The 17,947-nt window shown below is 72.2% G+C and carries 11 protein-coding genes; 8 read left to right on the forward strand and 3 right to left on the reverse strand.

The window, feature by feature from the left end:
• Nucleotides 1–69 precede the first annotated feature (69 nt).
• From ACIGXX_RS25850 to moeZ, 5 genes are all read left to right on the forward strand, one after another.
• On the forward strand, nt 70–1,809 hold the full coding sequence (locus ACIGXX_RS25850; RefSeq protein ID WP_399979167.1) for a DUF3492 domain-containing protein: 1,740 nt from the start codon (nt 70–72) through the stop codon (nt 1,807–1,809).
• Nucleotides 1,806–3,020 carry a hypothetical protein gene (locus tag ACIGXX_RS25855; protein ID WP_399979170.1) on the forward strand — a complete coding sequence of 405 codons (1,215 nt, stop codon included), beginning with the start codon at nt 1,806–1,808 and terminating at the stop codon, nt 3,018–3,020. Before ACIGXX_RS25850 ends, ACIGXX_RS25855 begins: the two co-directional genes overlap by 4 nt.
• 163 nt (nt 3,021–3,183) lie before the next feature.
• Nucleotides 3,184–4,137, forward strand: a complete 954-nt coding sequence (locus tag ACIGXX_RS25860) for an NAD-dependent epimerase/dehydratase family protein (protein ID WP_351163556.1) — start codon at nt 3,184–3,186, stop codon at nt 4,135–4,137.
• On the forward strand, nt 4,125–4,874 hold the full coding sequence (locus ACIGXX_RS25865) for a spherulation-specific family 4 protein (protein WP_383820738.1): 750 nt from the start codon (nt 4,125–4,127) through the stop codon (nt 4,872–4,874). Before ACIGXX_RS25860 ends, ACIGXX_RS25865 begins: the two co-directional genes overlap by 13 nt.
• A gap of 63 nt (nt 4,875–4,937) precedes the next feature.
• Nucleotides 4,938–6,116 (forward strand): adenylyltransferase/sulfurtransferase MoeZ, encoded by a 1,179-nt coding sequence (gene moeZ, locus ACIGXX_RS25870; RefSeq protein ID WP_361464389.1) that lies wholly within the window; start codon nt 4,938–4,940, stop codon nt 6,114–6,116.
• 97 nt (nt 6,117–6,213) lie between these two features.
• Here the strand turns inward: moeZ and ACIGXX_RS25875 are convergent, their stop codons facing one another.
• The 3 genes from ACIGXX_RS25875 to ACIGXX_RS25885 all read right to left on the reverse strand — a co-directional run bounded on the left by ACIGXX_RS25875 (nt 6,214) and on the right by ACIGXX_RS25885 (nt 12,445).
• Entirely contained in the window at nt 6,214–7,779 is a 1,566-nt protein-coding gene (locus tag ACIGXX_RS25875; RefSeq protein WP_384311757.1) for an alpha/beta hydrolase, read from the reverse strand.
• 89 nt (nt 7,780–7,868) lie between these two features.
• Nucleotides 7,869–9,422, reverse strand: a complete 1,554-nt coding sequence (locus ACIGXX_RS25880) for an alpha/beta hydrolase (protein ID WP_399979176.1) — start codon at nt 9,420–9,422, stop codon at nt 7,869–7,871.
• A gap of 107 nt (nt 9,423–9,529) precedes the next feature.
• Nucleotides 9,530–12,445, reverse strand: coding sequence for a lysylphosphatidylglycerol synthase transmembrane domain-containing protein (locus ACIGXX_RS25885; RefSeq protein WP_361464384.1), 2,916 nt, complete (start codon nt 12,443–12,445; stop codon nt 9,530–9,532).
• 161 nt (nt 12,446–12,606) lie between these two features.
• Between ACIGXX_RS25885 and ACIGXX_RS25890 the strand changes: the two genes are divergently transcribed.
• The 3 genes from ACIGXX_RS25890 to ACIGXX_RS25900 all read left to right on the forward strand — a co-directional run bounded on the left by ACIGXX_RS25890 (nt 12,607) and on the right by ACIGXX_RS25900 (nt 17,900).
• Nucleotides 12,607–13,104: an MGMT family protein gene (locus ACIGXX_RS25890; protein ID WP_399979179.1), complete on the forward strand. Its 498-nt coding sequence runs from the start codon at nt 12,607–12,609 to the stop codon at nt 13,102–13,104.
• 272 nt (nt 13,105–13,376) lie between these two features.
• A complete protein-coding gene (locus tag ACIGXX_RS25895) occupies nt 13,377–17,021 on the forward strand; it encodes a UvrD-helicase domain-containing protein (RefSeq protein ID WP_399979486.1) in 3,645 nt (1,214 codons plus the stop codon).
• A 174-nt stretch (nt 17,022–17,195) separates the two neighbouring features.
• Nucleotides 17,196–17,900: a hypothetical protein gene (locus tag ACIGXX_RS25900; RefSeq protein WP_351163571.1), complete on the forward strand. Its 705-nt coding sequence runs from the start codon at nt 17,196–17,198 to the stop codon at nt 17,898–17,900.
• Nucleotides 17,901–17,947: the final 47 nt, after the last annotated feature.

A 17,947-nucleotide genomic window follows, 5' to 3' on the forward strand; every position in this document is an offset into this window, starting at 1 on the left:
ATACGTTCGTCCCGCTGCGAGCCGCCGGTCCAACGGCGGCTCTCCACATGGGAGATCGGGGGTGTACGCGTGCGCATCGGACTGCTTACGGAGGGTGGCTATCCGTATGTGAGCGGTGACGCCAGGCTCTGGTGCGACCGGCTCGTGCGCGGGCTCGGGCAGCACGAATTCGACATCTACGCCCTCAGCCGCAGCGAGCGGCAGGAGGCGCAGGGCTGGATCGAGCTGCCGCCCCAGGTGAACCGCGTGCGGACGGCGCCGCTGTGGACGGTCGACGACGGCGTCGCCATCGGAGCCGGGTACGGACGGCGGGCGCGGCGGCGCTTCGCCGAGTGCTACGGCGAGCTGGCCGCGGTGGTGTGCGACTCCGGAGCGGCGGGCGCGGCGGGGGACCCGGGCGCCGCTGACGCGTTGGCGGACCGTTTCGGCAGTGCGCTCTACGGCCTCGCCGAACTCGCGGTGGACCAGGGCGGCCTCGTCGCCGCACTGCGCTCCGAGGCGGCCGTGCGCGCCCTGGAGCGCGCGTGCCGCGCGCCGGGCGCACTCCGCACCGCGCGCACCGCACGCGTGCCCGATCTCCTCGCCGTTGCGGGCCTGTTGGAACGCGCGCTGCGACCGCTCTCCCTCGACTGGTACGGGGACGACGGCCTCGGCGCGGTGGACCTGTGCCACGCCACGTCCGGCGGCCCCGCGGCGCTCCCCGGCCTCCTCGCCCAGCACTTCTCCGGAGTCCCGCTCCTGGTCACCGAGTACGGCGTGCAGCTGCGGGCGCACTACCTCGCGACCGGCGACGAGGCCCTGAGCGCGCCGGCGCGGGCGCTGCTCACCTCCTTCCACGGCAGGCTCGCCGCCGAGGTGTACTGCAAGGCCACGACCATCACGCCCGGCAACACGCACGCCCGCCGCTGGCAGGAGCGGTGCGGAGCCGAGCGGGCGAAGCTGCGCACGGTCTACCCGGGCATGGAGGCCTCCCGGTTCGCGGAGGTCGGCGAGCGCGAGGACCCGGGTGACCCCGACACCCTCCTGTGGGTCGGACGCATCGAACCCGCCAAGGACCTGATCTCCCTGCTCCACGCCTTCGCGGAGGTCCGCAAGGAGGAGCCGAAGGCGCGGCTGCGCATCGTCGGCGCGCCCGCGGACGGCCCGGAGGCGGACGCGTACCTCGCGCACTGCAGGGCGCTCGCCGCGCAGCTCTTTCCCGACGAGGCGGACGGCGCGCACGCCGTCGGCGACAACCCCGTGTCCTTCGAGGAGATCGGCGCACCCGAGGTGCCCGATCTGGAGGACGCGTACGCGGCGGGAAGCGTCGTCGTCCTGTCCAGCGTCGTCGAGGGCTTCCCGATCAGCCTGGTCGAGGCGATGTTCTGCGGGCGCGCGACGGTCTCCACGGACGTCGGCGCGGTCGTCGAGGTCATCGGCGGCACCGGGCTCGTGGTGCCGCCGCGCAACCCCCGGGCGCTCGCCGAGGCGTGCGTGGCGCTGCTGCGCGACGCCGGGCGGCGCGAGCGGCTCGGGGCGGCGGCGCGTGCGCGGGCGCTCGAACTGTTCACCGTGGAGCAGAACATCGAGGCATTTCGCGGCATCTATTTGGAGATCGTCTCGCACTGTCCGGTGCGCAGGGACGCGGTCGACGACGCGGGCGAGCCGGTGCCGTTCGGCAATCCGGCGGAGGCGTACATGCCGGGGAGGTGGGCGGTCGCCGCGGGCGGCGGGGACGCCGGCCCGGGCTCCGGCGCGAGTCCGGGAGGCGCGCCCAGCTGGGCGCAAGAGGCGGACAGACCGGAGCAGTTGAAGGGGGCGGGCGTATGAGTCAGGACCAGAAGGTGGACGCCCCGCGGGCTCCCGAGAGCCCCGGCGGATGGGACGTGCGGTCGGAGGAACTGCTGGCCGACACGGCTCTGGTGCGCGAGCCCGCGGCCTGGCGGGGGACGGCGGCCGAGACCGGTGCCAAGCCCGCGCGGCGCGGCGGCGTCGATCCCGTGAAGGCCCTGATGCACCGCCACCGCAAGCTCTGCGAGCGCGCCGTCGACCCGCTGGAGATCGCCGCGGGCCTGGAGGCGCACGGAGTGACCGACCGGACCGCCGCGCGGTTCCGGCACCGGGACGTGTTCGCACTCGCCGAGGAGATGTACGCGCGCGTGCCGCGTGACGAGGAGGAGCGCGCCGCCCCTGTGGCGCCCCCCTCGACGGGCGCGGCCGAACTGCCCGCCGGATGGGCGCTGTTCGCCCTGCTGCCGGGGGCGGTGTGCGGGCTCGCCGCCGTGGGGCTCGACCTGAGCGAAGGACGCGCGCGGCTCGCGGTGGGGCTCGGCGGAGTGCTCGCCGTGGCCGTCGCGCTGCGAGTGGCTCTTCGGTACGGGCCGCTGCGCTCCGCGCACCATGTCGCGCCGGCCACGCACGCGTGGGTATGCCTCCTCCTCGCGTACGCCCTCTTCGGCGACGGACTGCTGCGGGCCGCCGTCTCGGGCGGGCCCGACGGCCCCTGGGCGCCGTCGACCGCTGCCGCGCTGGGGCTCTGCCTCGCCGTCGCGCCCGCCGTGTGGTGCGTGCGGCTGTTCTCCGTGGGGGCACGGGGACGCCTAGCGCTCAGCCGTGGACTCACCGAATTCACCGCGTCCGTGCGGCCGTTGCTGCTCGGCGTGGTCGCGCTCTACCTGTGCGCCCTGGGGGCCCTGCTCGTGGGGGCCGGTGCCGTCTACGGCGCCCCGGCCTCCGCCGGGGCCGGGGCGCTGGGCGCGCTGCTGCTGCTCTCGCGGCTGCTCTCCTCGTACGGATTCACGCGGGCACCCCTGCTGATGCTGGCGGCCGCGGGGGCGGCGGAGGCGGTCTCGCTCGCCTCGGTGTTCGCGGGGCGGCTGCCCGGGTGCGCGTGGCTCGCGGCCCCGGTGGAGGGGGCGGTCCGGGCCTGGGGGTCCGGAGTCGTACCCGTCGTCGCTTGCGGCGTCGCCGCGGGCGTGCTGCTGCTCCATTCCTCGCGGGTGCTCAGCCGGGCCTCCGCGCACGCCGACGGGGCGCCCTGAGCATGCGCGCCGCGCCTGCGGATTCCTGGCCGCTCCACCCGAAAACCTTCTCTCCCGCGGGGCCGACACCGCGGGCCTTACCCCGTGCATTACGGCAACCCCCTGAAGGAGAAACCCAGATGAGCACCCCCAGCATCCGAGAATCCGACCCGGGAGCCGCCCGATGAGGGTGCTGTTGATCGGAGCCAACGGATATCTCGGCCGGTTCGTCGCCGACCGGCTGCTCGCCGACCCGGCGGTGCAGCTCACCGCGCTCGGCCGCGGCGACGACTCGGACGTACGGTTCGACCTCGCGAGCGGCAGCCCCGGCGCGCTCACCCGCTTCCTGGACGCCGTCCACCCGGGCGTCGTCATCAACTGCGCGGGGGCCACCCGCGGCGGTGCCCGCGAGCTGACGCGGCACAACACCGTCGCCGTCGCCACCATCTGCGAGGCCCTGCGCCGCAGCGGATGCGGGGCACGCCTCGTCCAGCTGGGGTGCGGTGCCGAGTACGGGCCGAGCCAGCCGGGCTCCTCCACCGCGGAGGACGCCGTGCCCAGGCCCGGCGGACCGTACGGAGTCAGCAAGCTCGCCGCCACCGAGCTGGTCCTCGGCTCCGGTCTCGACGCCGTCGTCCTGCGGGTGTTCTCGCCCGCCGGGCCCGGCACCCCGGCGGGCTCGCCGCTCGGGCGGCTCGCCGAGGCCATGCGGCGGGCCATGCAGGCCGGTGACGGCGAGCTCAAGCTCGGGGGCCTTGGCGTGCAGCGGGACTTCATCGACGTACGCGACGTGGCGCGCGCCGTGCACGCCGCCTCGCTCTCCGCGGCCCAGGGGATCGTGAACATCGGGGCGGGCCGCGCCGTGCGGCTGCGCGACGCGGCGGCCGTCCTGGCCCGCGTCGCGGGGTACGGCGGAGCCCTGCACGAGCTCGACCAGGGGTCCCTGCGGCAATCCATCGGGCACCCCCGCACCGAATCCGACCACGGGAGCCCGGCCGCCTACCCCTACCCGGACGGGTGCGGCAGCTGGCAGCAGGCCGACGTGCGCACCGCGCGCGACCGGCTCGGCTGGCGCCCCCGGATCAACCTCGAAGAATCACTCGCCGACATCTGGATGGAGGCGGCATGCCGCATCTGACAAGGACCGGCACAGGCTCCGCACACACCGACGTACGTCTCGGCTTCGGCATCCCGGGCTTCGCGCACCCCCTGGTCGCCCCCGCCGAGTGGTCGCAACTCACCCGCCCTGGTGCCCCTTTGCACTGGGTCGTCCTGAATGTGAGCAAGGGGCCCGGAGACCGGCCCGATCCGCACTGCCTGGAAGCGGCGGGGCGGCTGCGGAACACGGGCGTGCGTGTTCTCGGTCACCTCGACGTGATGTACGGAGCGCGCGGCTTCGGGGAGATCATCTCCGACGCGCACCGCTACCTCGACTGGTATCAGGTCGACGGCTTCTCGCTGGACCGCTGCCCCACCGAGCGCGCCGCGCTCCCGGAGGTGCGCAGGACGGTCACGACGCTGCGCGCGCTCTGCGACGACGCGCACATCGTCCTGGGCCACGGCACCCATCCGTACCCCGGATACGCCGAATCCGCCGACCAATTGGTGACCTTCGCGGGCCCCTGGAGCGACTACCGCTGGTCACAGGTGGCGGAGTGGACCGCCGACTACCCACCCGAGCGCTTCTGCCACTTCGTGCACGGGATGCCGCGCGGTCATCTCGACGAGGCGCTGCGCATCGCACGCTGGCAGGGCGCCTCGACGATCTACTTCACCGACCGGGTGGACGGCGGGGGAGCGGACGACCCCTGGGAGTCGATGCCCGGGTACTGGGACGAGATCGTCTCGCGCATCGGAACGGGTGTCTCGGAATGACGAGGGGCGTGGCAGTGTTACGGAGAGAACCACCGTTCCGAAATACCGACCAACGGAGTCCCCGTGTCGCTGCCACCCCTGGTCGAGCCAGCATCTGAGCTCACCGTCGACGAGGTTCGCAGGTACTCCCGCCACCTGATCATCCCCGACGTCGGGATGGACGGGCAGAAGCGGCTGAAGAACGCCAAGGTGCTGTGTGTCGGCGCCGGCGGCCTCGGGTCACCGGCGCTGATGTACCTCGCCGCGGCGGGCGTGGGCACGCTCGGCATCGTGGAGTTCGACGAGGTCGACGAGTCGAACCTGCAGCGCCAGATCATCCACAGCCAGGCCGACATCGGCCGCTCCAAGGCGGCGTCGGCGAAGGACTCCGTCCTCGGCATCAACCCGTACGTGAACGTGATCCTCCACGAAGAGCGGCTCGAGGCCGAGAACGTGATGGACATCTTCAGCCAGTACGACCTGATCGTCGACGGCACGGACAACTTCGCCACGCGATACCTGGTCAACGACGCCTGCGTGCTGCTCAACAAGCCGTACGTATGGGGTTCGATCTACCGCTTCGACGGCCAGGCGTCCGTCTTCTGGAGCGAGCACGGCCCGTGCTACCGCTGCCTCTACCCGGAGCCCCCGCCCCCCGGCATGGTCCCGTCCTGCGCCGAGGGCGGCGTCCTCGGCGTGCTCTGCGCGTCGATCGGCTCCATCCAGGTCACCGAGGCGATCAAGGTCCTGGCCGGCGTGGGCGACCCGCTGGTCGGGCGCCTGATGATCTACGACGCCCTGGAGATGCAGTACCGCCAGGTCAAGGTCCGCAAGGACCCGGACTGCGCGGTCTGCGGCCCGAACGCCACCGTCACCGAGCTCATCGACTACGAGGCCTTCTGCGGCGTCGTGTCGGACGAGGCCCAGGAGGCGGCGCTCGGCTCGACGATCACTCCCAAGCAGCTCAAGGAGTGGATCGACGCGGACGAGAAGATCGAGATCATCGACGTGCGCGAGCAGAACGAGTGGGAGATCGTCTCGATCCCCGGCGCCAAGCTGATCCCGAAGAACGAGTTCCTCATGGGCACCGCCCTGGAGGGCCTGCCGCAGGACAAGAAGATCGTCTTGCACTGCAAGACGGGTGTCCGGTCCGCGGAGGTCCTCGCTGTGCTGAAGTCCGCGGGCTTCAGCGACGCGGTGCACGTGGGCGGCGGCGTGATCGGCTGGGTCAACCAGATCGAGCCCGAGAAGCCGGTCTACTAGGCGTAGCGCCTGAACGGAGAGGGGCCCGCACCTGGTGAAGGTGCGGGCCCTGTCGCCGTAAGGGCTCGTCCTCAAACGCCGGACGGGCTGAATCCGCTCAGGACTCGCAGACCTTGCCGTCCTTCGGGGCCTTGCCCTCCAGGAGGTAGTCGTTGACCGTGTCGTCCACGCAGCCGCTTCCGCTGCCGTACGCCCCGTGGCCCTCGCCCTTCCAGGTCAGCTCGACGCCGACGCCCTTGCCCAGCTCGTCCGCCATCTTGCGGGCGCCTTCGTAGGGCGTGGCCGGGTCTCCGGTGTTGCCGACGACCAGGACCGGGGCCGCGCCGGGAGCGCTCACGTCCGGGGAGTCGTGCAGCCCGGCCACCGGCCAGTCGTGGCACCAGCCCGCCGTGTCCCAGCCCATGAACTCGCCGAAGACCGGCGATATCTCGCGGAACTCACCGAGCTGCCGCTTGGCCTCGGCGGGTGTCGTCCGCGCCTTGCCGTCGCGGCAGGAGATCGAGCGCTGCGAGTGGCTCGCCGTGCTGTAACTGCCGGAGGCGTCACGTTCGTTGTACGCGTCGGCCAGCTGGAGCAGCGCCGATCCTTCGCCCTTCTCCGCCTGCTCCAGGCCGCGGGTCAGGGCGGGCCAGCTCTGCTTGCTGTACAGCGTGACCGTGATGCCGGTGAGCGCCAGGGACTGGGTGAGCCTGCGGTCGCCCGATCCGGGCAGCGGCTCGGCGTCGAGGCGCTTGAGGAGGCGCACTATCTTCCGCGAGCCCGCCTTCGGGTCCTGGCCCGAGGACTTCAGGTAGTTCTCCAGGGCGCGCTGGAAGCCCCGCGCCTGGTTCTTGGCGTGGCCCACCGAGTCCGCGCTGGGGTCCACGACCGCGTCCAGGGTGAGGCGCCCGACCCTCTTGGGGAACAAGTGGGCGTACGTGCCGCCCAGTTCGGTGCCGTACGAAACGCCCATGTAGTGCAGCTTCTCGTCGCCGAGCACCTGGCGCATCACGTCCATGTCCTGGGCGGCCTCGACCGTCGAGACATGGCCCAGGAGCTTGCCCGAGTCCTTCGCGCAGCCAGCGCCGAAGTCGGCCGCGTCCTTGAAGTACGCCGCTTCCTCGGCCGGGGTGTCCGGAGTGAGGTCGACGGATTCGGCGGCCTGCGTCTCCTTGTCGCTGCGGCAGCGCACGCCCTCGCTGCCCGCGACCCCGCGCGGGTCGAAGCTCACCAGGTCGTACCGCTCGCGCAGCGTGTCGTACATGTCCGCGAACGACGGCAGCATGGAGACGCCGGAGCCGCCGGGCCCGCCGAAGTTGAACAGGAGCGAGCCGATGCGCTCGCCCTTGCCGGTGGACCTGGCGCGGATCAGCGCGACGTCGATCGTCTCGCCGTCCGGCTTCGCGTAGTCCAAGGGGACCTTGAGGGTCGAGCACTGCCACTCGGAGCCGGGCGCGGGGTCGCTGCCGGTGGCCTTGCAGCCGCCCCAGTCGAGCTTCTGGGCGGTGAGCGCCGCGGGCAGCGTGGAGGAGGGATCGGGCTTCGGTGACTGCTCGGGGCCGGTCGGCGCGGGCTTCGCGTCGTCCTTGCCCCCGTCCCCGTCCGAGCCGCCGCAGCCGACGGCGAGCCCCGCCACCAGAACCCCTGCGGCGGCCAGAGCGGCTGACCGTACGAAACGCGGCATGGAGCGCTTCCCCCCTCGGAAAGACAGTCAAGCCATAGTAGGCGGGGCCACCGACATCGATCCGGGCGGGCCGAAGCGGCCCCGCCCCGTCACGAGCAGACCGTGCCCTCCTTCGGCACCGTGCCGTCCAGCAGATATCCGTTCACCGCGTCCCGCACGCACGTGTTCTTGCTGTCGTACGCCCCGTGCCCCTGGCCCTTGTACGTCAGCTCGACGCCGACGCCCTTGCCCAGCGCCTGCGCCATCTTCTTCGCGCCCTCGTACGGCGTGGCCGGGTCGCCGGTGTTGCCGATGACGACGATGGGCGGCGCGTCCGGCGCGCTGACGTCCGGGTGTTCGGCGGCGCCGTCCACCGCCCAGTCGGTGCAGCCGACCATGCCCCACGCCAGATAGTCGCCGAACAGCGGCGACGCCTCACGGAACCCGGGGAGCTTCTCCTCGACGTACTGCGGTGTGTAGCGCGCCTTGTCGTCCGCGCAGTTGATGGAGATGTTGGCGGCCTGGATGTTGCTGTACGTGCCGTCTTCGTTGCGGCCGTTCATGGAGTCCGAGAGCGTCATCAGGATTCTGCCGTCACCGTCGTACGCCTGGTCGAGACCCTCGGTGAGGTAAGGCCAGAAGTCCTTGGAGTACAGCGACTGCGCGATGCCGTTGGTGGCGGCGGTCTGCGTCAGTTCGCGCGGGGGCAGCCCTGGCAGCGGCTTGTCGTCCAGGTCGTCGAGCAACTTCGCGATCTTGTCCTTGACGTCCTGCTCCGTGTCGCCGACAGGGCAGTCGTCGACCTGCGACGTGCAGTCCTTGGCGTAGTTGTCGAGCGCGAGCTGGAAGCCCTCGGCCTGGCCGAGCGAGCCCTGCTCCGCCGTCTCGGTGGGGTCGACGACCGCGTCGAAGACGGCGCGGCCCACCCTCTTGGGGAACAAGTGCGCGTAGACGCCGCCCAGTTCGGTGCCGTACGAGATGCCGAAGTAGTGCAGCTTGTCGTCGCCGAGCACCTGGCGCATCAGGTCCATGTCGCGGGCCGCGTCGGTGGTGCGCACGTGGGGGAGCACCTTGCCGGAGTTCTTCTCGCAGGCTCCGTTGAAGCCCTTCACGTTCTCGACGAGCTTCTTCCGCTCGGCGTCGTCGTCGGGCGTGGAGTCCTCCTGGAAGTACGCGTCGAGCTGTTCGTCGTCCTCGCAGGTCACCCCCGCGCTGCGGCCGACGCCGCGGGGGTCGAAGCTCACCAGGTCGTAGCGGGTGCGCAGCTTGGCGTACTCCTCTCCGAAGGCGGGCAGCGTGGTGATGCCCGAGCCGCCGGGGCCGCCGAAGTTGAAGACGAGCGAGCCGATCCGCCGGTCCTTCTCGCCGCTCGCCGCGGCGCGGATCAGGGCGATGTCGAGGGTGTCCCCCTTGGGCTTGTCCCAGTCGAGGGGGGCCTTCATGGTGGCGCACTGCCACTCGGCGCCGCCGGGCAGCGGAGAGGGGGCCTCGCCGCCGCCTTCGGACGAGGCGGGCGCGGGGCAGTCCTTCCAGCTGAGCTCCTGGGCCGACAGATCTGTGTCCTTGGAGGCCTCGGACTCCTTGGAGTCGTCACCGCCGCAGGCCGCGAGGGTCGCAGACAGCAGGACGACGGTGGCGGCGGCACGCGCCTTGTGGTTGGGCATGCTTCCCATCCTGCGGGGGGCGCAGACGGGGCGCACGGCTGCTTCGGCCTTCCGTGGACCGGCGTCCCTCTCCGGGAGAAGCCCTTCTCCCGGAGAAGGACCTTCCTTTAAAGAAGGCCCTTCCTGGTCAGGTGGTTGAAGAACAGCCACCCCGGGAGCACCGGCAGCCACAGCGTGAGGAGCCTGTACAGAAGCACCGCCGGCGCCGCCACGTCCTTGGGCACGCCCACCGCGACCAGTCCGAGGGTGAGCGTCGCCTCGACCGCACCGATACCGCCGGGGGTGGGCGCCGCCGAGCCGAGCGCGTTGCCGGCGAGGAAGACCACGGCGACGCTGGCCAGGCTCAGCGTCGTCATCTCCGTACTGCTGAAGGCCCGTACGGAGGCGTCGAGGCAGAGCACGAACAGCAGCGTCAGGAGCAGCATGCCGCCGATGCCGGTGAGCAGCTTCTGCGGGCGCTGCAGCACGTCGAGCATGCGCGGCACGACACCGGCGAACAGCGACCGCACGCGCGTGACCACGAACTTCCGCAGGAACGGGATCGCGGTCACCACGAGCACCAGCACCGCGACCGACAGGAGACCGGCGATCACGGTGCGGGACGGCGACAGGGACGGTGTCTTCTCCGTGCCGGTCACATAACCGAAGATCATCAGCAGCATGATGTGCGAGCCGAGCCCGAACAGCTGCGAGGCGCCGACGCTCGCCACCGCGAGGCCGGAGCGCACTCCGGAGCGTTGCAGGAAGCGCGTGTTGAGCGCGACACCGCCCACCGCGGCGGGCGCCACGATCTTCACGAACGAACCGGCGACCTGCGCCTGCACCGCCCGCAGGAACGGCACACGTTCCGGCACGAAGCCGAGCAGGCTCATCGCCGCGGCGAAGTAGCTCAGCGCCGAGCACGCCACGGCCACCAGGACCCAGCCCCACTCGGCCTCGCCGATGATCGTGTTGAAGTCGACGTGGGTGAGCTGCGAGAGCAGGAAGTACGCGCCGATGGCACCGGCGATGAAGCTGATCAGCGTGCGCGGCCTGATGCGCTCCAGCTGGGCGGGCTCGACGGGCGCCTGCGGACGGATCAGCAGCACCTGGTGGCGGATCTGGGTGAGCAGGTCCTCCTCGCGGGCCTGGTCGAGCGCGACGTCTATCGCCTGCTTCTCGGCCTGCTTCTCCGCGCGCACGGTCTTGCGGTCGGGCCCCTTGGCGCCCTCGGCGGTCTCCACCGCCTCCGCCGCCACTGCCGCGTCCGCCTCCGCCGCGCGGGCCAGCTTGTCCTGGCGGGACGCCTCCAGGACCGCCTCGCGCTCGCGCTGCGAACGCTCCCGCGCCAGCTTGCGCAGGGTGCCGCGGGTGGAGCGGGTCAGGGCGATGGGCTGGAGCAGCGGCAGACAGTCGGCGACCGAGTCCGGGCCGAGCACGTCGACCGCGGTGGCGACCGCGCGCTCGGCGCCCACACGCAGGCCGAAGGCGGTCAGGAGCTGGGCGATGTCCATCCGCAGGACCAGGTCGCCCGCGGCGATCTCACCGCCCCGCAGATCGGTCAGGATCACCGTGCCGGAACGATCCACCAAGATTGCGTCGCCCGCGAGCCTGCGGTGCGCGATCCGCCGCGACTGGAGCGCCTGCACCTGCCGCCAGGTGTCGCACAGCAGCTCATCGGTGATGACGTCGTCCGGCAGGGAGTCCAGGGTGCGGCCGCCCGTGTGCTCGTAGACGAGTATCACCGCGTCGGGACCGAGCTCGGAGGTGGCGATCAGCTTGGGGGCGTTGGCCCCGGCCGCGATCGCCGCGTACGCCAGGAGCGCCTCCTGCTCCAGGGCCTGGCGCAGCGACTGCAGGCTGCGGCGCTGGGTGATGCCGCGCAGGGTGAGCCTGCGCCAGACGCGGTAGAAGAAGCCCTGCGCCTGTTGCTCGCGGTCGATGACCGTGACGTCCAGGGGCGGGCCGTCCTCCAGGGTCACGAAGTAGCGGCGGCCCCGGTCGCCGTGCTCGCTGTCCGGGGAGTCCTCGCGGGCCGCGCTCACCGGGTGGAAGCCGACGTGCCGCAGACCGGCGAGGAGCGTCTGGCCGGTGGGCCGTACGTTCGGCGAGCCGACCGCGTAGAGCGTTCCGTAGGCCACGCTCCAGCCGAGCAGGACCGTCAGGATGATCGAGAACGGCGTGGTGTAGCCGGTGACCAGCATGGTGAAGGCGTCGAGCAGCAGCACCACCCACAGGACGACGCGCCAGCGTGGTCTTCGGGACATCCCGACGGCGGTCATGTACGCGATGACGGGCGCGAGATAGCCGTGCACGGGGTCGGTGAGCGCGTGCAGATCGCCGGGCGAGGGCCGGGTCAGCGCCTCCTGGATGGAGCCGGGGGCGGCCTTGGCGACCCAGAGGTCGGTGGCGAGCGTCACGCCGTGCGCGAGAACGGCCGCCAGGACGCCGTCCGCGATGCGCAGACCGTCCCGCTTGACCAGGCGCTCGATGGCGAAGGCGACGGGAACGAGCAGGACGCCGATGCTCGCGGTCAGACCCGCGAACTTGATCAGGAGGTCGGGCGCCTGGTCCGTGCCCTTGTCGATGTCCTGGGCGAGACCCGACGTCGTGCCGTGCGCGAACGCGGCGATGGCGAGGACCACGGCGATGCCGAGGATGCCGACGAGCAGCCGCATCAGGTCCGAAGGACGGTGCACGCGCGCGGCGAGCAGCGGTTCGTCACCGGCGACGCGGTCGGTGTGGGCTTCCTCGCCGTCGGCGCACGCGTCCGGGACGAAGGCCACGGGCGCGTCCTGCTCGGCGCCGGGCCGTGCGTCCTGGTCGGTGCCGGGCCGCGCGTCCTGGTCCGCGCCGGATTCCCAGCCGGACTCCCGGTCGAAATCTCGGCCGGACTTCTGGACCGTCTCGTGCTTCTCGTGCTTCTCGTGCTTCTTCAGGGAGTGCCCACCGGTGTCCGGGTGCGCCTCGGCCGCAGGGGTGCCCGCCGACTCATCGGGGTGCACGTCCTGCTGCTCCGTCGCCTCTTCTTGATCTCGTATCACCAGTCACCGCCCGCACGATGGTGGCATGCCACACCGACAGAGGGGGGCATCAGGGTGCAATGCGGGGGCGCAAAGTGTTCACCGAGCTCCAGTTTGTCTCGTACCGCACACTCTGTCGCGGGCCGGTCACGGTGTCGGTGGGGTACGGCAGGATGGACCGGATGAGCGAGGAGAGCGAGAGCGGACCGGAGCAGGGGCTCACGGCCTACCCGGAGTACGCCGAGCGGGTCTTCGAGGTCGCGGAGCTGATCCCTCCGGGACGGGTGATGACGTACGGGGACGTCGCGGAGTGGCTCGAGGAGGGCGGCCCCCGGCAGGTCGGCCGGGTGATGGCCCTCTACGGGGACGCGGTTCCGTGGTGGCGCGTGGTGCGCGCGGACGGGCGTCTGCTGCCGGGCCACGAGCTGCGGGCGATGGGCCACTACCGCGCGGAGGGCACGCCGCTGCGTGAGGCGGGCCGCGCGTCCGAAGGGCATGTGCCGCGCCTGGACATGCGGCGGGCGCGGTGGGACGGCGCCGTCCGGGGCGGCGCCGCTCGGGGCGGGGACACGGCTCTGCGCGACGGCGACCGCGCGGCGCGTGGCGGCGACGCGGCGCGTGGCGACGCGGCGGGCAGTGGCGGTGCCGCTCGCCCGCAGGCTCCGGGGGCTCACACCTGACAGCTTCGGCCATCCCGCGGCGTCGTGGGGGACCGGTGGCCCGTACGGGGGAAGCCACGCGTCCCGCACGCCCGCTGGCGTAGCGTCGACAGCACGCATTTCTCTCACCCCGCAGCCATCGCGCAGCCGTATGACAACCCGTACACCCACCAGGACCGGCGACCCACGTGAGCTCCACTTCTTCCGCCCGGCACACCCGGCACCCGTCGCACCCCCAGGTGCGACAGGGGGCCCAGGGCGCCTATCGACTGGTGCGCACCGCGCCGGTCCACGTGGACCCCCCTCGTCTTGACGCACGGCAGCGTGCGGTGGTTGACCACCCCGGAGGGCCGCTGCTCGTCCTGGCGGGGCCGGGCACGGGCAAGACGACGACGCTGGTGGAGTCCGTCGCCGCGCGGATCGCCAAGGGCACGGAGCCGGAGCGGGTCCTCGTCCTCACCTTCAGCCGCAAGGCCGCGGTGGAACTGCGCGACCGCATGGCGCTGCGCATAGGAGCGGCCAACGCCCCGCAGGCGACGACCTTCCACTCCTTCTGCTACGCCCTCATCCGCGCCCACCAGGACGCGGACCTGTTCGTCGAGCCCCTCCGACTCCTGTCCGGTCCCGAGCAGGACGTGGCCGTACGGGAGCTCCTGGCGGGCCAGATCGACCTGGCGGGGGAGGGGCGCTCCCACGTCCGCTGGCCGGACGAGCTGCGCGCCTGCCTGACGACGCGGGGCTTCGCCGACGAGGTGCGCGCGGTGCTCGCACGCAGCCGTGAACTGGGGCTCGGCCCCGACGCCCTGGATGCCTTCGCCCGCCGGGCGGGGCGGCCGGACTGGGGCGCGGCAGCGGCGTTCCTCGCGGAGTACCTGGACGTACTCGACATGCAAGGAGTGCTCGACTACGCGGAACTCGTGCACCGCGCGGTGCTGCTGGCGCGGCGTCCCGAGGTCGCGCGGGCGCTGGGCGCGCAGTACGACGCGGTGTTCGTGGACGAGTACCAGGACACCGATCCCGCGCAGGTGCGGCTGCTGCACGCGCTGGCCGGGGGCGGGCGCTCCCTCGTCGCGTTCGGCGACCCGGACCAGTCGATCTACACCTTCCGGGGCGCCGACGTGAACGGCATCCTGGAGTTCCCCTCCGAGTTCCCGCGCGCGGACGGCACGGAGGCGCCGGTCGAGGTCCTGACGACCTCGCGCAGGTCGGGCTCCGGCCTCCTGGCGGCCACGCGCCTGCTCACCCGCCGCATGCCGCTGACGAGGCTGCCCGCGGAGAAGGTGCGGGCCCACCGGGATCTCGCGGCGGTGCGGGACGGGGGCCGCGTCGAGGCGTACACCTACCCGACGTCCGGCGCCGAGCTGGACAACATCGCGGACATCCTGCGCCGCGCGCACCTGGAGGACGGCGTCCCCTGGGGCGAGATGGCGGTCCTGGTCCGCGCGGGAGCCCACACGATCCCCGCGGTCCGCCGCAGCCTCACCGCGTCCGGCGTCCCCCTGGACATCGACGGCGACGACATCGCCCTGCGCCACGAACCGGCGATCACGCCATTGCTGACGGCGCTGCGGGCGGTGGCGACGGCGGTGGTTTCACAGGGGGCGGCTTCTGGGGTGGAGACGGGGGCGGAGCCCGAGGCTGGGCCGGAGTCCGAGACTGGGGCTGGGCCGGGGTCCGAGGGCGGGGTTGCGCCGGGGTCCGAGAGCGGGGCTGGGCCGGAGTCCGAGACCGGGGCTGCCCCGGTGTCGGAGCTCGGGTTCGCGGCCGAGCCCGTCTCTGAGGCCGTGGCCGAGTCCGAGCCTGTCTCTGAGGCTGTGGTCGAGTCCGAGCCTGTCTCTGAGGCTGTGGTCGAGTCCGAGCCTGTCTCTGAGGCTGAGGCCGTGGCCGAGCCTGAGTCTGGTCCGGCGCCCCAGTCCCAGTCCGAGTCCCATTCCGAGTCCGAGTCCGAGCCTGCCTCCGACCAGGACCCCCTCTCGGACCCTGACCCTGACCCTGAGCCCGACTCGGACCCCGGCCCTTCAGCCGCCTCCGAATCCGAGCCCGAAGCCACCGCCCCCACCACAACCTGGCTCGACACCGAGACCGCCCTGGACCTTCTCACCTCCCCCCTCGCCGGCATGGACGCCGCCGATCTCCGGCGGCTCGGGCGGGCGCTGCGGGCGGAGGAGCGTGCCGCGGGGAATCATCTGCCGCCGTCCTCCGACGTGTTGCTGACCCGTGCGCTCGCCGAACCGGAGCGGCTCGTCGCGCACGATCCCGCGTACGCGCGCGGCGCCCAGCGGCTCGGTGCGCTGCTGCGCAAGGCCCGCGAGCGGCTCGCGGGCGGCGGTACCGCGGAGGAGGCGCTCTGGGAGCTGTGGGACGGCACACCGTGGCCGCGTCGCCTGGAGCGGACCGCACGCCGCGGTGGCGCCGCCGGGCGCAACGCGGACCGGGATCTCGACGCGGTCTGCGCCCTGTTCGCGTACGCCTCCCGTGCCGAGGAACGCACCGGAGGCCGCGGCGCCCTCAACTTCCTGGAGGAGACCGAGGCGCAGGACATCGCGGCCGACACCCTCACGCGCAGGGCGGTGCGCCCCGACGCCGTACGCCTGATGACGGCGCACCGTTCCAAGGGCCTGGAGTGGCGGCTCGTGGTGGTCGCGGGCGTCCAGGAAGGCCTCTGGCCCGACCTGCGCCGCCGTGGCTCCCTCCTGGAGGCCGACCGCATCGGGAGGGACGGCCTGGCCGAACCCCTCACCCCCGGAGCGCTCCTCTCCGAAGAGCGCCGGTTGTTCTACGTGGCCGCCACGCGCGCGCGTGAACGCCTCGTCGTCACCGCCGTCAAGGCGCCCGCGGACGACGGCGACCAGCCATCGCGCTTCCTCACCGAACTCGGCGTCGAGCCCAAGGACGTCACGGGCCGCCCGCGCCGCCCCCTGTCCGTCTCGGCGCTCGTCGCCGAGCTGCGCTCCACCACCGTCGACCCCCGCGTCTCGGAGCCCCTGCGCGAGGCCGCCGCCCACCGCCTCGCCCGGCTCGCCGCGCTGAGCGACGCGGACGGGCGCCCCCTGGTGCCGTCGGCGCACCCGTACCGCTGGTGGGGCATGTACGAGCCGACGGCGAGCGAAGTCCCCCTGAGGGACCGCGACAAGCCCGTCGCCCTCTCCGGAAGCGCCCTGGACCAGCTCGCCAACACCTGTTCCCTGCAGTGGTTCCTGGGCCGCGAGGTGAAGGCGGACGCCCCCGCGACCGCCGCCCAGGGCTTCGGCAACGTGGTGCACGTCCTGGCCGACGAGGTCGCGTCCGGCAGGACCCCCGCCGACCTCGCCGTCCTCATGGAGCGCCTCGACTCGGTCTGGGACGCGCTGGCCTTCGACGCCCCCTGGAAGTCGGCCCAGGAGAAGGAGCACGCGCGCGTGGCGCTCGAACGCTTCCTCCAGTGGCATGTGACGGACCGCGCGACCCGCACCCCCGTCAGCAGCGAGCACGACTTCGACGTGACCCTCGAAGCGGGCCCCTACGAAGTACGCGTACGCGGCTCCATGGACCGCGTCGAGCAGGACGCGCAAGGACGTGCCTACGTAGTCGACTTCAAGACCGGCAAGCAGACCCCCACCGCCGCCGAGGTGGCCCGCCACCCGCAGCTCGCCGTCTACCAGCTCGCCCTCCGCGAGGGCGCGGTCGACGACGCCTTCGAAGGCGGACGTCCGGAGGCGGGCGGCGCCGAACTGGTGCAGCTGCGCCAGGGCGCCGCCAAGAAGGACGGCGGCGAGACCTTCCCCAAGGTGCAGGCCCAGGAGCCGCTCGACGGGGAGTGGGTGGGCGACCTCCTGGCCACCGCCGCGGGCAAGGTCCTGGACGAGCGTTTCTCACCCACCACGGGCCAGCACTGCACGCACTGCGCCTTCCGCGCCTCGTGCAGCGCGCGCCCGGAGGGCCGGCAGGTCGTGGACTGACTCGGGCTGACCCCCGGAGGCAACCAGCGGGCGGCAGCCAGCGCGGTTGGTGGCCAAGCTCACGTCACGGCACTCGCGTTCATAGCAGCCTCACAGGCCATCTAAAGTCTCGGTAAAGCTGATTTGTGCACCAGTGGACCCTCCGATCGTGCACCTTCCCGAGGAGATACAGACATGGCAGCCAACCGGAAGCTCCTGGCCGCGGCAGTCGCATGTGCCGCCGCCTTCGTCGGCATCACGGGCTGCTCCAGCGAGGAGAAGGATCCCTTCGAGGGGATGAGCGCCGACAAGATCGCCAAGAAGGCGGCCGACGCGTCCAAGGGCGCGGGCTCTTTCAAGGTCACCGGTGAGGGCAAGCAGGACGGCAAGCCGCTCAACGTCGACTTCTCGGTCGCCAAGTCCGGTGACTGCAAGGGCAAGATGGACGGCGGTGCGGACGGCACGGCCGAGCTCCTGGTGTCCGGCGACAGCCAGTACATGAAGGGCGACAAGGCGTTCTGGAAGGACGCCATGGGCGGCAGCGGGGCCGGCGGTCAGGCCTCGCGCCTCGAGGGCAAGTGGGTCAAGTCGCCCAACGCCGAGGGCAAGGGCGTCTGTGACGCGGACGCCATGTTCCAGTCCAAGGACCTCAAGAAGCTCAAGCGCGAGAAGGACTCCGAGGTCGACGGCAAGAAGGCGGCCGTGCTCACGAAGAAGAAGTCGGGCAAGAAGACCACCTTCTACGTCGCCGCCGAGGGCAAGCCGTACTTCCTGAAGGTCGTCACGACCGGCGAGGAAGACCCGGGCACGATGGCCTTCAGCGACTACGGCTCGCCCGTCTCCGTCAAGGCCCCGGCGCCGAACGAGGTCATGGACCTCGAAGAGCTCATGAAGTCCTGACGCCCGACAGGTCCTGACGCTCGACAGGTCCTTGCGCCCGACAAGTC

Origin of the sequence: Streptomyces sp. NPDC055243 (assembly GCF_044544025.1) — a bacterium.
Classification (GTDB): Bacteria; Actinomycetota; Actinomycetes; order Streptomycetales; family Streptomycetaceae; genus Streptomyces.

What these genes read in the sequence shown, in the direction of transcription:
- ACIGXX_RS25855 (WP_399979170.1), top strand. Translation starts at nt 1,806, where the DNA reads ATGAGTCAGGACCAGAAGGTGGACGCCCCGCGGGCTCCCGAGAGCCCC.
- ACIGXX_RS25860 (WP_351163556.1), top strand. Translation starts at nt 3,184, where the DNA reads ATGAGGGTGCTGTTGATCGGAGCCAACGGATATCTCGGCCGGTTCGTC.
- ACIGXX_RS25865 (WP_383820738.1), top strand. Translation starts at nt 4,125, where the DNA reads ATGCCGCATCTGACAAGGACCGGCACAGGCTCCGCACACACCGACGTA.
- ACIGXX_RS25875 (WP_384311757.1), bottom strand. Translation starts at nt 7,779, where the DNA reads ATGCCGCGTTTCGTACGGTCAGCCGCTCTGGCCGCCGCAGGGGTTCTG.
- ACIGXX_RS25880 (WP_399979176.1), bottom strand. Translation starts at nt 9,422, where the DNA reads ATGCCCAACCACAAGGCGCGTGCCGCCGCCACCGTCGTCCTGCTGTCT.
- ACIGXX_RS25890 (WP_399979179.1), top strand. Translation starts at nt 12,607, where the DNA reads ATGAGCGAGGAGAGCGAGAGCGGACCGGAGCAGGGGCTCACGGCCTAC.
- ACIGXX_RS25900 (WP_351163571.1), top strand. Translation starts at nt 17,196, where the DNA reads ATGGCAGCCAACCGGAAGCTCCTGGCCGCGGCAGTCGCATGTGCCGCC.